This is a genomic window from Priestia sp. YIM B13486 (assembly GCF_042787865.1).
Classification (GTDB): Bacteria; Bacillota; Bacilli; order Bacillales; family Bacillaceae_H; genus Priestia; species Priestia megaterium.
In genome coordinates, this window is the sequence record NZ_JBHZOZ010000001.1 from 76278 (window position 1) to 90089 (window position 13812).

Genomic DNA, 13812 nt, shown 5'->3' on the forward strand with positions numbered 1-13812 from the left:
AATCTTTAACGCTAATTTTAGTCTTATAACCACTATATCGAATTCAAGGAAACATTTTCAAGTAACTTGCCGCGCGCTTCCTCATTTCTTTTCATATTCTTTCTCTCAATGAAAAAAAGGCGGAGAAAAGAATATGATTTCTTCGTCTCCACCTTCTATATTTATCCAATTTTAGTCATTGTTAGACCTCGTATAGAGGATTTATTAGCGGCGGCCTTTTTCATAAGGAACGCCTAGCGCTTTAGGAGCCTCAGCGCGTCCTACAAAACCAGTGAGTGCTAAAATTGTTAATACGTACGGTGCAATGGTTAAAAGGACGGATGGAATATCTTGAATAATCGGAATCTGAGCTCCCGTGATACTCAAGGACTGTGCTAATCCGAAAAACATGGCTGCACCTAAAGCACCAATAGGATGCCATTTTCCAAAAATCATAGCTGCAATAGCAAGGAACCCTTGTCCAGCAATCGTTCCCGCTGCAAAGTTTGTAGCGATAGACGTAGCATACACCGCTCCGCCGATTCCAGCGAACATGCCGGAAATCATAACGCCAACGTAACGCATTCTCACAACTTTGATCCCCATCGTGTCTGCTGCCATTGGATGTTCACCAACTGAACGAAGACGAAGACCAAACGGCGTTTTATAAATGATGTACCATACAGCAAAAGCTAGCGCAATTGCAATATAAGACGTAATAGGAACATTCGAAAACAGAATTTTGCCGATTACTGGAATGTCTGATAGACCTGGAATACTTACTTTATCGATACGGAATTGGATAAAATCTGTTTGTCCTTTTCCAAAAATCTTTTTGATTAAAAAGATTGAAAGACCCGCAGCTAGAAAATTCAGCGCTACCCCACTTACAGTTTGATCTGCTTTTAATGTAATACTTGCAACAGCATGAATCAGCGAAAACACAGCGCAAACAACAGCCGCAATTACTATCGCTACCCACGGGGCCCAAGCACCTAATGAATCCTGAAGTAAAAGGGTTGAAACAATACCTGTGAACGCGCCAAACATCATCAGCCCTTCTAACCCGATGTTCACGACCCCGGAACGTTCACTAAATATCCCTCCGAGCGCGGTAAAGATAAGCGGTGCAGCTGAATAAAGCGCCGCTGGAATAATAATGGCTAACACCTCTAAGAAGTTCATTTTGCTCCCCCCTTGCCTGCACGGCCAAGCACCCAGCGAATTAAATAACTAGATGCAACAAAAAAGATAATAAGCGCAATGACAATTTGAATTAATTCAGACGGTACCCCTGTCATAAAGTTCATTTGAGGAGCCGCCGTTTGCAATCCTCCGAAAAAGAATGAAGCTAATAAAATTCCAATTGCGCTGTTAGCTCCTAACAGGGCTACGGCGATACCGTCAAACCCCGTACCCGTAAATGCAGTGAATGTGCCCATATACTGAAATGTTCCAAGCCCTTCCATTGCCCCGGCAAGCCCGGCAAAAGCCCCTGAAATCGCCATGGATAACACAATGTTTCGGCCTACATTCATTCCTGCATACTGTGAAGCATGTTGATTAAAACCAACAGCTCTTAGCTCGAAGCCCTTAGCTGTTTTATTCAAAATAAACCACATTACGACGGCTGCAGCGATGGTAATAAGAATGCCGTAATGAAGGCGGGAGTTATTGGTTAACTGCGCTAAAAAGCTTGATGCTAAAGATGCCGATTCTTTAATATCATACGATTTTTCATTACCCGCATATAAATACGTACGGATTAAGCTGCTCGTTGTATAAAGGGCAATATAATTCATCATTATGGAAACAATTACTTCATGAACATGAAATTTTGCCTTTAAAAATCCTGGAATAAACGCCCAAACTGCTCCAGCTGCAGCTGCTGCTAATACAGCTAAAGGAATATGAATAACCGCTGGTAAATCAAACGCATACCCAACCCATACTGAAGCCAACCAGCCAACTAAAAGCTGTCCTTCTACTCCAATGTTAAAGAGACCGGTTTTATAAGCAAACGCAACCGCGATACCAGCCAGAGCAAGAGGAGTCATGGCACGAATCGTTTCTCCAATAGCTTTTGGCGTTCCAAACATCCCGTCAAAAAGAGATTGATAGCCAAGCATTGGATCATAGCCGCCTAGCAACATAATAACCGCTCCGGCAATGAGCCCTAATATGGCCGATACAACAGGGATCAAAATCATCATTACACGTTCATTTTTCACAAGTTTATTCATGCTGTTCCACCCGCTTTCTCACGCGTACCGCCTGCCATTAATAAGCCTAACTCTTGTTCATTCGTTTCTTTTGGATCTACAATGTCGACTATTTTTCCTTCATAAATAACCGCAATGCGATCGCTTAAATTTATTACTTCATCGAGTTCTAGCGAAACGAGCAACACTGCTCGTCCTTTATCTCGTTCTTCAATCAGCTTTTTATGAATAAATTCAATGGCTCCTACGTCGAGCCCCCTCGTTGGCTGAGCTGCAATTAATAGTTCCGGACTGCGGTCTACTTCACGGGCAATAATGGCTTTTTGCTGATTCCCCCCCGATAGCGATCGCGCTTGTGTATATTCACTAGGCGTTCGCACATCATATTCTGCAATTAGTTCTTTTGCCTTTTTATACATCTCTTTATAATTTAAAATACCTGATTTAGACATCGGCTTTTGATAATACGTTTGAAGACCAATATTTTCACCTATTGTATAATCTAATACCAGTCCGTGCTTATGACGATCCTGCGGAATATGTCCTATTCCTGACTCCGTAATTTTACGAGTGGATAACGTAGACAATTCTTGATTTTTTAATGTGATCGAGCCCGACTTTATTTTTCTCAGACCCGTAATTGCCTCAATCAGCTCTGTTTGACCATTACCATCTACACCCGCGATGCCTACAATTTCGCCTGCCCGAACGCTTAGATTAAGTGAACTTACAGCCTCTACTCCTCGGCTGTCTTCTACTACTAATTCTTTTATTGTTAACACAGCTTCTTTTGGAGTCGCTGTTTTCTTTTCAGTTTTAAAATGCACTTCTCTTCCTACCATTAAAGCAGCAAGTTCATCAGGGTTGGTCTCTTGCACATTTACCGTGCCAACCCCGACGCCTTTTCGGATAATTGTACAGCGGTCACACACTGACATAATTTCTTTTAATTTATGCGTAATTAAAATAATCGACTTTCCTTCTTGAATTAACTTTTTCATAATTTGAATTAATTCCGTAATTTCCTGAGGTGTTAAGGCGGCAGTAGGTTCATCAAAAATAAGAATGTCAGCTCCTCTGTAAAGCGTCTTTAAAATTTCCACTCGCTGCTGCATGCCAACTGAGATATCTTGAATCTTCGCATATGGATCTACCGATAATCCATATTGATTTGAAAGCTCTTGAATATCTTGAGCTGCTTTTTTAATATTAATTTTGCCCGTTCGCGTCGGTTCGTTTCCAAGAATAATATTTTCTGTTACTGTAAAGTTTTGAACGAGCATAAAATGCTGATGAACCATCCCAATTCCTAAGTCATTCGCTACGTTAGGATCCGTGATTTTGACTTCTTGGCCGTTTACACGAATCTGCCCTTTTTCAGGCTGATAAAGTCCAAATAAAACGTTCATCAGCGTTGACTTACCCGCACCATTTTCTCCTAACAGAGCATGAATTTCTCCCTTTTTCACTTGGAGTGTAATATTGTCATTAGCGACAATACCAGGAAACTCTTTGCGAATATCTAGCATTTCAATAACATATTCCACTGCTTTCACTCCCTATTCCTGCCTGCTACAGGATTCTGTCTTCCGTTTTTTGGCTATAAAAAAGGCTAGTTTTCACTAGCCTTTTATACTCATATAATCATTGCTTAACAGACGTCAGCTTATTTTTTAAGCGTTTTTTCAAACTCTTTAAATTCTTTATCCGTTTGAGGCACTGTAATGTCACCGTCTAGAATTTTTTGCTTATACTCATCAACTGCTTTTAACGCATCTTTGCTTACATTATCTTGTGATGGAGCGATTCCTACTCCGTCTTCTTTTAAGCCAAACACAACTTCTTTACCACCTGGGAATTTGTCGTCCATTGCTTTTTTAGCAACATCTTCTACAGCCAAGTCAACGCGTTTAACCATCGAAGTTAAAGTTACGTTTTCAGGCATACCTTCTTCATGCTGATCGCGGTCAACTCCAATTACCCAAACTTTTTTGTCTTTCCCGCCTTTTGAACGGTTTTTAGCTTCTGTAAATACGCCGTTTCCAGTACCGCCAGCCGCTTGATAAATAATATCAGCGCCTTTGCTGTAAATCGTAGAAGCAATAGCCGAACCTTTTTCTGGAGAGTTAAAACTTTCTGCGTATTGAGAGATAACTTCAGCATCTGGGTTTACAGATTTAACACCTGCTTTAAATCCGTTTTCAAACTTCTTGATTAATGGAGATTCAACGCCTCCGATAAAGCCGATTTTGTTCGTTTTTGTTTGTTTAGCTGCCACTACCCCTACTAAGAAGGAGCCTTGCTCTTCTTTAAATAGAATGCTTGCCACGTTATCTAAGTTCTCTGACTTTAGCGTATCGTCTACTAATGCAAAGTTAGCATCAGGATACTGCTTTGCTGCTTTTTTAATATCTTCTTTTAATAAAAAGCCAATTCCATACGTCAAGTTATAGCCACTCTCAGCAAATTTAGAAAGATTGCTCTCGTATTCAGATGCTTTTGTAGACTGCAAATACTTATATCCAGTTCCTTCATCAAGTCCGTTATCTTTCCCGAACTTTGTCAGACCTTCCCAAGCAGATTGGTTAAACGATTTATCATCTACCCCGCCCGTATCTGTTACCATTCCCACTTTAAAATCCGCCGCTTTTTTATCTCCGCCGCTTTTACCTGCGTCGTCTGAGCCACACGCGCTTAAAAGTGTTCCTGCCGCTAATACTAGTGATAATGCAAGTCCCGTTTTACGTTTTAACATGTTTTAACCCCCTGAATAGTTTTAAAAGTATAAAGCCAATTTTCTATTTCGTCCTTGTGACCTACATTTGACACCTCCTTAAAAGGACAATGTTAAACAGTTGTAAATTTTCTGACATTTAAACACAAAAAAACTAGACGCGTTTACGCAGTACTTGGAAACTGAATTGATCTGCTTTAAAATAATTGATGGAATATAAAATGGGTTCATCATGCTGGTCATAATGCATTTGTTTCAGTACAAGCAAAGCGGTTTCTGGTTCGCATTGTAAAATAGGAGAAACTTTTTCATGATAGCCTAGAGGCTCAATGTTTGCCACGGCGTATGAAATGTGTTTTCCTGCTTGTTTTTCAAGAATTTCTAGCAATGACTCTTGTTTATATTCAAAATTTTCAGGCAATATTTTTTGAGGAACCTTGTCCATGCAATATACCACCGGCTCTCCGTTTGCCGTTCTCACCCGTTCAACAAATAAAATCTGTTCATCTTCCCCGCAAGCAAAACGTGTTAAATCATTTTCAGACAACTCTTGTATTTGAGAAGATAAGAAGATTGTTCCAGCCTTCATACCGGCTTGTTCAATCATATGTGTTATACTATTTAATTGCTCAATCCCTGACAAAAAAGTAGGCTTCGTGTTGACAAATGTTCCCACGCCGTGTCTGCGAACAATAATATTCTCTTCTTCTAATATGCGAAGTGCCTCACGTAGCGTTGCGCGGCTAACCCCTAGCTGCTTTGATAAATCAAACTCTGAAGGGAGTCTTTCCTTTTCTTTAAAAATTCCTTTTTCTATATTTTGTTTAATTTTATCAATCACTTGTAAATACAAGTGCCGATTATCCGCACGTATAGACATCACTCTTCCTCCATATTAAAAAGTCATCAGACCTCTGATGTTCGACTACTTAATCGAAAATAATATATCATTTTTCGACAGATAAATAAATAGGTTATATTAATTTTTTATTAAAATTTTTATTATTTTTTTAAAAAAATGAATTTTTGTTATTTTTTAATGTCAGCATACCTAACAACCTGCTTTTCTTCTAATATTAGATAAAAACCAAACAATTTAGTCATTAAATTTTTTAATATTCGTTTTTATTTCATTTATTTAGCATGACACATTTTTGTATGATACTATTCTTCCTCTCTTTCGTTTCATAAAAAAGATGACTTGCACATATGCAAGTCATCTTTTTTATGAAACTTATTAAGATCCAACATCCTCATTTTGCTGAGAAATCAGCACGGAACGCGGCTTACTTCCTTCATAAGGCCCCACCACTCCACGCTCTTCCATTGCATCGATCAAGCGTGCAGCCCGGTTATAGCCAATTCGAAAGCGTCGCTGCAGCATAGAAACAGAAGCTGTTTGCATTTCTGCTACAAGCTGTACCGCTTCATCATATAACTCATCTGCAAAATCATCAACTTGTTCAGGAGCATCGGTTGGAATCATTTCTTCTTGATACTGCGCTTTTTGCTGTGCAATTACAAAATCAACAATTTCTTCTACTTCTTCATCTGATAAAAAGGCACCTTGCACACGCACAGGTTTTGAAGCTCCAACAGGCATGAACAGCATATCTCCTCTTCCTAGAAGCTTTTCAGCTCCTCCCATATCTAAGATCGTACGAGAGTCAGTTTGTGAAGATACACTAAAAGCGATTCGGGAAGGAATGTTAGCTTTAATAACTCCCGTAATAACATCTACTGATGGTCGCTGTGTAGCAATAATTAAATGAATGCCGGCAGCACGAGCCATTTGAGCAAGACGTGTGATCGAATCTTCGACGTCAGACGAAGCAACCATCATCAAGTCAGCCAACTCATCGACAATCACCACAATATAAGGAAGAGTCGGCTGTTTTGCATCGGCGTCTCCATCGTCATTCATACGTTTTACTAAATCGTTATATCCTTCAATGTTTCTCGTTCCGCTGTGTGAAAACAGCTCATAACGTCGCTCCATTTCATTTACAACTTTCTTTAAGGCTTGAGAAGCTTTTTTCGGATCCGTTACAACAGGAGCCAATAAATGTGGAATACCATTGTACATATTGAGCTCAACCATTTTAGGGTCAATCATCATTAATTTTACTTCATGAGGCTTTGTCCTCATTAAAATACTAATAATAATACCGTTGATACACACACTTTTTCCGCTTCCTGTTGCCCCTGCTACAAGCATATGAGGCATTTTATTAAGCTCTGCTAGCACAGCTTCGCCTGAAATATCTCTTCCTAAACCAACTAATAGCTTTTTATCCGGTCGGTTATTTTCAGTTGCTTCAAGTACTTCTCTAAGTGAAACCATCGCTACTTCTTCGTTCGGCACTTCAATTCCTACCGCTGATTTCCCGGGAATTGGAGCTTCAATCCGAATATCTTTGGCAGCTAATGCAAGTGCTAGATCATCACTTAAATTGACAATCTTACTTACTTTTACTCCTACATCAGGATATACTTCATATTTTGTAACAGCTGGTCCAAGGTGAACTTTTGCCACTTTTGCTTTTACGCCGAAACTTTGAAACGTTTTTTCAAGTTTTTCGGCATTTTTATAAATGTTTTTATGCTCTTTTGCCTGGTTGCTTTTCTTTGGCATCGTTAATAGCTTGATAGGAGGAAGCTCATACTCTTTATTTTCCGTTTCAGTAAATGTAATCATAGGAGCTTTTTCTTCTTCCTTTTCCTTTTGTGGCCTTGGCTGTTGCGGTGCAGCAGCTACAGGCTTCGATTCCATAACCGGCGGCACCGGAGCTATAGGAGCAGCAGGAGGTTGACTAGACTCTTCCTCTCCGTAGTCAAAGTGTTCAATAATTGGAGGCGAAGGTGCTTCTACTTCTATGTCCATGCTTTCTTCAGGTTCTTGAACAGCTTTTTCTTGGCGTCTCTTTTTTGTTGTTTTAGGGGCTTTTTTCTTTTTATGTTTCCACGTCTGAATATCTTGCCAGCCTTCTTTTAACTCCGTTGTTAAAAAATTCACTAGAGGTGACAAAAGTTTTAATACCGTTTCGTGAAGCGAACGTCCGGTAATAAGCAGTACCCCAATCACAATAAGCAAGGCAGCGATAAGTTCTGTTCCTAAGCTATCAAATAGATAGTAGAACATGGCAAACATAATAGCTCCTATCATCCCTCCGCCTAAATCGCTGTGATTTGATTGACCCGTTGCTTCGAGCATATACAAATCCCACGTGTTCATAATGACAGACGGATCTGTAAACGTTCCATTTTTTGATAAATTTTCAAATAACGTAACATGACTAAACAGTAAAATAGATAAAATAATGAGATATGTACCGATAAGCTGCCGCGTCACTAAAGGAGGCATTTCCCTTTTCCAAATAATATAAACAGATAGAATAGCCATTCCGATTAAACACAGCATATACCATTCGCCAATAAATAAGCGGACCACTAGTACAAGGGCCTGTCCTACAGCACCAAGTCCTGCCATGGCAATTAACGTTAATGCTAATAAAAGTAAGCCAATAAGCTCAAAGCGCAATATGCGTTTCCATTCATCCTTTTTTATTTGACCTCTTCGTTTTTTCTTTGCCATTTTTCCACTCCAATCAACGTCCAACACTCTATGTTGATTTTGTTTCTTTTATCAGTTGAATAAAAAAGCAGCCAATACAGTGGCTGCCTTCTTCGTCATATTCATTATACCATATTCACCATAATTATACTGAAATCCTTACGACAAAATTTGACCAGGATAATAATTTTCATTCAAATAATCTTGAGGATTCGTGCTTAAAATCCTCACAATTTGCTGTTGCTTTTGTTCATTTTCTTCAACAATAACCGGGATTCCATTATGGTTAATAAGCTTTGGCTGAGATTGTTCTTGTTGATAAGACTGCTGAAAGATTAGTTCTTGCGGCATCATTGTATACAAAATCATTGCAGCAGCTGCTCCTCATTCTGACGCCCTTGCTCAATCAGTTCATTCAACTTTTTGATCGCTTGAGCAACTCCCCCTACTTCGTTAATTAACCCGTATGAAACAGCATCTCCGCCAACTACATTTGTCCCGATATCACGCGTTAAATTCCCTTTTGAAAACATAAGTTCTTTAAACTTTTCTTCTGAAATATGAGAGTGTTCTCTCACAAAGTTAATCACGCGCTCTTGCATTTTATCTAAGTATTCAAATGTTTGCGGTACACCAATAACAAGACCTGTTAAGCGAATAGGGTGAATGGTCATGGTCGCTGTACCGGCAATATACGAATAATCAGTTGAAACCGCAATTGGAACACCGATTGAATGTCCGCCTCCTAACACAATCGACACAGAAGGCTTGGATAACGAAGCAATCATTTCAGCAATTGCAAGACCCGCTTCTACATCTCCACCTACTGTATTCAAAATAATAAGCAATCCTTCAATTTTTGGATTTTGTTCGATCGCCACAATTTGCGGGATGACATGCTCATATTTTGTCGTTTTGTTTTGAGGAGGCAGCTGCATGTGCCCTTCGATTTGCCCTACAATCGTTAAACAGTGAATATTAGAATCCTGAGGAAGCTGAGCCACGTTGGTCTGTCCTAGTTGTTGAATTTTATCTAATATTCCGCCCTTGCTTTCTTCATTTTTATTAGGCTGCTGAGGCGCTTCATCAGAATGTAATCTTTCGTTATTTTCAAACATATTCTAGCTCCTTTCACTTATTGATAGTAGTAGTATGAACTTCTCATAGTTATTACATCCGCATCAGCTGCAAATAAAAAGCCTTCCCAGCGGGAAGGCTTCACATTAGATTTCCATGATAATCGGTAAAATCATCGGTTTACGACGGGTTTTTTCATATAAAAATTGATTTAAACTTTCTCTCATTTTTAATTTTAATGAAGACCACTCGATCACTTTGTCTTCCATACACTTTTCTAAAATTTGCTGAACAATCTTCGTTGCTTCTTCTAAAAGCTTTTCTGATTCTCTTACATAGACGAATCCGCGCGAGATGATTTCTGGCCCCGCTACTACCGTTTTTTGGCGTTTATTAATCGTAACTACTACCGTTAAGATTCCGTCCTGCGACAGCAGCCTGCGGTCTCTCAGAACGATATTTCCAATATCACCGACGCCTAGTCCATCAATGAGCGTATTTCCTGCTTGAATAGAACCGCTAGGGTACATCCGAGCATCTTTAAACTCAACTCGCTCACCTTTCTCAAGCAAACAAATATGATCTTCTGATATTCCTAATTGACCGGCCAGCTTTGCATAAGCTTTTTGTTTTCGATACTCTCCATTCACAGGCATGACATATTTCGGCTTTGTTAAGTTAATCATAAATTTTAATTCTTCTTGACTGCCGTGTCCGGAAGCCTGCACTTTCTTCTGAGCAAACACTACGCTTGCTCCTAAACGAAAGATGACATCAATTGTTTTTGAAAAGGTCGTTTCGTGCCCCGCCACAGGTGTAGCAGCCAGCAGGACCGTGTCATCTTGTTTGATTTGAATAAATTTATGGGACTGTTTAGCCATTCGAGTAAGACCTAAAATCGGCTCTCCGTGATGACCTGTTGTTAAAATAACCGTTTCATGTTCTGGAAGATCTTTTAGCTTTTGCACAGGAACAATTAAATCCTCAGGCAGCTGCAAATGTCCAAGTTTTGCTGCAATATCAATGATTTTCAGCATATTTTTTTCCATAACGATCAGATTGCGGCCGTGCTGATATGCGGCATGAATGATTTGCTGAATACGGTGCAGATTGGAACTGTATGCAGCAACAATGATTCGACCTTTGCTTTTATAAAAAGCGTCGGTAATATTTTGTCCAATGACGGCTTCGGAAACTGTATAGCCTGGCTTATCCGCATTTGTACTGTCTGAAAGCAAACACAGGACGCCTTGGTCCCCAATGGCAGCCATTTTTCCAATATCAGCGCTTTGAATGCTGACTGAATTTTGATCAAATTTAAAATCACCTGTATATACAATCGCACCTTGATTTGTTTGTAAACAAATGCCGACTGAATCTTGGATGCTGTGCTGCGTTCTGAAAAATGAAATATCTACTCCTTCAAACGATAAAACCGTTGACGAAGTGATAGGATGTAAAGCTTCATATTTTTTAATTCCATATTCTTTTAACTTTTCTTTGATAAGTGCTAGCGTTAATTCTGTACCATATACAGGCACATCCAATTTTTGAAGTATAAAGGGAATAGCGCCAATTTGTTCTTCGTGTCCATGAGTAACAAATATGCCTTTTACGTTCTGCTGATTTTCTACTAAATATGTAATGTCAGGAATGACAATATCAATTCCTAACATTTCCCCTCCCGGAAACTTTGATCCTGCATCTAACACATATATGTTTTCATTGATTTCCACCACATACATGTTTTTTCCAAGTTCTCCGACTCCACCCAAGGCTGAAATTTTAATATTTTCTGTCTTTTCTAGTACCATAAGCTCCTCCTACTTACTTTCACCCGTACAATTTCATTTGCTTACATTATAACTGAAGTAAGAATTGGAATACAAGAAATTTCATTCGTCTATTTCCGTCATCTGCTCTTCTATTATCTTATAAGAAAAAAACGTCTCTTCATCGACTCGTATATACGGTCAATGAAGAGACGTTTAAAAAACATACTTATAGCTTATAGCGTATTTAATGTGCTGACTAACGTTTGGCGTTCTTCTTCCGTTAACGGAACTAAAGGTAATCGTACCGATCCTACGTCTAACCCTTTCAACTGTAAAGCCGTTTTAACAGGTGTTGGACTTGGAGCTGCAAAAAGAGATTTCATAACAGGTACAATACGCTGATGAATTTTTGCTGCTTCCTTCGGATTTCCTGACTCATACAGCTTAACCATCTCTTGCATTTCATTCCCAATAATGTGAGAGGCAACAGAAATAATACCAGTTCCTCCAATTGCTAGTACCGGTAGTGTTAAACCATCATCACCGCTGTATAAAGCAAAATCATTGCTTGTTTGTGCGATAATAGCTGTCATTGCGTCAAGATCTCCGCTTGCATCTTTTAACGCTACAACATTTGGCAGTTCAGCTAGGCGCACAATTGTATCAACAGACATATTGATCACGGATCGCCCCGGAATATTGTATAACATGACAGGCAGCTCTGTACTTTCAGCAATTGTTTTAAAGTGCTGATATAAGCCTTCCTGATTCGGCTTGTTGTAATAAGGTGCTACAATCATAATCGCATCTACGCCGATTTCTTCTGCCTTTTTCGTTAATTCAATTGATGCATACGTATTGTTGCTTCCTGTACCAGCCACAACAGGTACACGGCCGTCTACTACCTTTACTGAGTGGCGGAACAGCGCCAGCTTTTCTTCTGTTGAAAGCGTAGGGGATTCACCCGTTGTTCCTGCAATAACCAACGCATCCGAACCGTTGCTGATTAAATAGTTAATAAGCTGCGTTGTTTTTTCAAAATCAATATTTCCTTTATGATCAAAAGGCGTTACCATCGCTGTTGCGACTTTCCCAAAATCAATCATGTTTTCACTCCTTGAAATTGCATTATCCCTATTCATGTAATGAACCGTTAGCTTATAGCTAACGGAACATGTAGTTTATCTCTTTTGCGGTGCTTTTGACAAGTCAAAGGCACCATGAAGAGCATTAACGGCTTTCTTTAAATCCTCTTCTTTTACAAGCACCCAAATCGTCGTATGGCTGTCAGCAGATTGTAAAATCTGAATACCTTCGCCAGAAAGGGCTGTAACAATTTTAGAGGTAACACCAGGCACCCCTGCAATTCCTGCTCCAACCGTTGACACTTTGGCACAGTTACGAATAACAGCCGGCTCATACCCTAGCGCATGAAGCACATCAATCGCTTTGTCAGTTGCTTCATCTGTTACCGTATATACAACACCCTTCGGTGAAATATTGATAAAATCTACGCTGATTTTTTCTTGTGCCATTGCTTTGAATACTTCTGCTTGCGTATCATAATGGCCTTCTTTACTAAAAACTTTAATTTGAGTGACGTTGGATACGTGCGCGATGCCTGTTACAAGGCGTTCTTGCACATCGCTGCCACGCTGCTGTGCTTCACCTTGAGATGTAACGAGCGTACCTGTTGAATCAGCATACGTGGAACGGACGCGCATCGGCACTTTGGCTTGCATGGCAATCTCTACGGCACGTGGGTGAACTACTTTTGCACCTTGATAAGCCATGTTGCATATTTCGTTATATGTGACAACGGATAGCGGTCTTGCATCTTCTACAATACGCGGGTCCGCTGTCATCACACCTTCTACATCTGTGAAAATGTCAATGTAATCAGCCATAAGGGCTGCACCTAAAGCTGAAGCAGATGTATCGCTGCCTCCGCGTCCAAGCGTTGTTGTATCACCTTCAGTAGTTGCCCCTTGAAAGCCTGTTACAACAACTACATCGTATTCTTCTAATTCTTTTAACAAACGGTCGCATTTCATTTCTAGTATCTTAGCATTGGTAAAATCATCATTCGTCACAAACCCGGCCTGTGCACCGTTTAACGCTGTAGCTTTAATACCATTTTCGTTTAATAAATTCGTAAACACTACTGATGAAATTAATTCTCCGCATGCCATAAGCATATCAAGCTCACGTTTATTAAGAGACGCTTTATTTCCATCAACAAGTGAAAGCAATGTATCCGTTGCATACGGCTCACCTTTTCGCCCCATTGCCGATACAACAACGACTACTTTGTAACCCTCACTTAATGCATTATTTAAATGATAGATTGCTCTCGCTCTTCCTTCTTCGTTACGAACGGAAGTTCCTCCAAATTTTTGGACGATTATTTTCATACTTACACCTCATCATGTTCCGAGACACTCTGGTTGC

At 39.7% G+C, this 13812-nt stretch carries 11 protein-coding genes; all 11 read right to left on the reverse strand.

Annotation, left to right across the window (positions count from 1 at the left end; translation table 11 throughout):
- Positions 1–204 precede the first annotated feature (204 nt).
- Positions 205–1164, reverse strand: coding sequence for an ABC transporter permease (locus tag ACFX4G_RS00350; RefSeq protein ID WP_377572570.1), 960 nt, complete (start codon positions 1162–1164; stop codon positions 205–207).
- A complete protein-coding gene (locus ACFX4G_RS00355; protein WP_014458483.1) occupies positions 1161–2222 on the reverse strand; it encodes an ABC transporter permease in 1062 nt (353 codons plus the stop codon). Before ACFX4G_RS00355 ends, ACFX4G_RS00350 begins: the two co-directional genes overlap by 4 nt.
- Positions 2219–3748 (reverse strand): ABC transporter ATP-binding protein, encoded by a 1530-nt coding sequence (locus ACFX4G_RS00360; protein WP_043976534.1) that lies wholly within the window; start codon positions 3746–3748, stop codon positions 2219–2221. The genes ACFX4G_RS00355 and ACFX4G_RS00360 overlap by 4 nt, the downstream gene beginning before the upstream one ends.
- A 119-nt stretch (positions 3749–3867) precedes the next feature.
- Positions 3868–4956, reverse strand: a complete 1089-nt coding sequence (locus tag ACFX4G_RS00365) for a BMP family lipoprotein (RefSeq protein ID WP_013058816.1) — start codon at positions 4954–4956, stop codon at positions 3868–3870.
- Between the two features lie 133 nt (positions 4957–5089).
- Positions 5090–5815 (reverse strand): GntR family transcriptional regulator, encoded by a 726-nt coding sequence (locus ACFX4G_RS00370; RefSeq protein ID WP_013058817.1) that lies wholly within the window; start codon positions 5813–5815, stop codon positions 5090–5092.
- Between the two features lie 357 nt (positions 5816–6172).
- Entirely contained in the window at positions 6173–8530 is a 2358-nt protein-coding gene (locus tag ACFX4G_RS00375) for an FtsK/SpoIIIE family DNA translocase (protein ID WP_043976532.1), read from the reverse strand.
- A gap of 138 nt (positions 8531–8668) precedes the next feature.
- Positions 8669–8878 carry a YlzJ-like family protein gene (locus tag ACFX4G_RS00380; protein WP_043976531.1) on the reverse strand — a complete coding sequence of 70 codons (210 nt, stop codon included), beginning with the start codon at positions 8876–8878 and terminating at the stop codon, positions 8669–8671.
- The gene (locus tag ACFX4G_RS00385; protein ID WP_013058820.1) at positions 8875–9627 is read right to left on the reverse strand and encodes a ClpP family protease; all 753 of its coding nucleotides are present in this window, start codon (positions 9625–9627) and stop codon (positions 8875–8877) included. The genes ACFX4G_RS00380 and ACFX4G_RS00385 overlap by 4 nt, the downstream gene beginning before the upstream one ends.
- A 105-nt stretch (positions 9628–9732) precedes the next feature.
- Positions 9733–11400 (reverse strand): ribonuclease J, encoded by a 1668-nt coding sequence (locus ACFX4G_RS00390; RefSeq protein WP_377572573.1) that lies wholly within the window; start codon positions 11398–11400, stop codon positions 9733–9735.
- A 194-nt stretch (positions 11401–11594) separates the two neighbouring features.
- On the reverse strand, positions 11595–12467 hold the full coding sequence (gene dapA, locus ACFX4G_RS00395; RefSeq protein ID WP_043976529.1) for a 4-hydroxy-tetrahydrodipicolinate synthase: 873 nt from the start codon (positions 12465–12467) through the stop codon (positions 11595–11597).
- A gap of 75 nt (positions 12468–12542) precedes the next feature.
- A complete protein-coding gene (dapG, locus tag ACFX4G_RS00400; RefSeq protein WP_013084757.1) occupies positions 12543–13775 on the reverse strand; it encodes an aspartate kinase in 1233 nt (410 codons plus the stop codon).
- Positions 13776–13812: the final 37 nt, after the last annotated feature.

Coding starts and splice junctions, on each gene's coding strand:
- ACFX4G_RS00350 (WP_377572570.1), bottom strand. CDS start 1,164: ATGAACTTCTTAGAGGTGTTAGCCATTATTATTCCAGCGGCGCTTTAT.
- ACFX4G_RS00355 (WP_014458483.1), bottom strand. CDS start 2,222: ATGAATAAACTTGTGAAAAATGAACGTGTAATGATGATTTTGATCCCT.
- ACFX4G_RS00365 (WP_013058816.1), bottom strand. CDS start 4,956: ATGTTAAAACGTAAAACGGGACTTGCATTATCACTAGTATTAGCGGCA.
- ACFX4G_RS00370 (WP_013058817.1), bottom strand. CDS start 5,815: ATGTCTATACGTGCGGATAATCGGCACTTGTATTTACAAGTGATTGAT.
- ACFX4G_RS00375 (WP_043976532.1), bottom strand. CDS start 8,530: ATGGCAAAGAAAAAACGAAGAGGTCAAATAAAAAAGGATGAATGGAAA.
- ACFX4G_RS00380 (WP_043976531.1), bottom strand. CDS start 8,878: ATGATTTTGTATACAATGATGCCGCAAGAACTAATCTTTCAGCAGTCT.
- ACFX4G_RS00385 (WP_013058820.1), bottom strand. CDS start 9,627: ATGTTTGAAAATAACGAAAGATTACATTCTGATGAAGCGCCTCAGCAG.
- ACFX4G_RS00390 (WP_377572573.1), bottom strand. CDS start 11,400: ATGGTACTAGAAAAGACAGAAAATATTAAAATTTCAGCCTTGGGTGGA.
- dapA (WP_043976529.1), bottom strand. CDS start 12,467: ATGATTGATTTTGGGAAAGTCGCAACAGCGATGGTAACGCCTTTTGAT.
- dapG (WP_013084757.1), bottom strand. CDS start 13,775: ATGAAAATAATCGTCCAAAAATTTGGAGGAACTTCCGTTCGTAACGAA.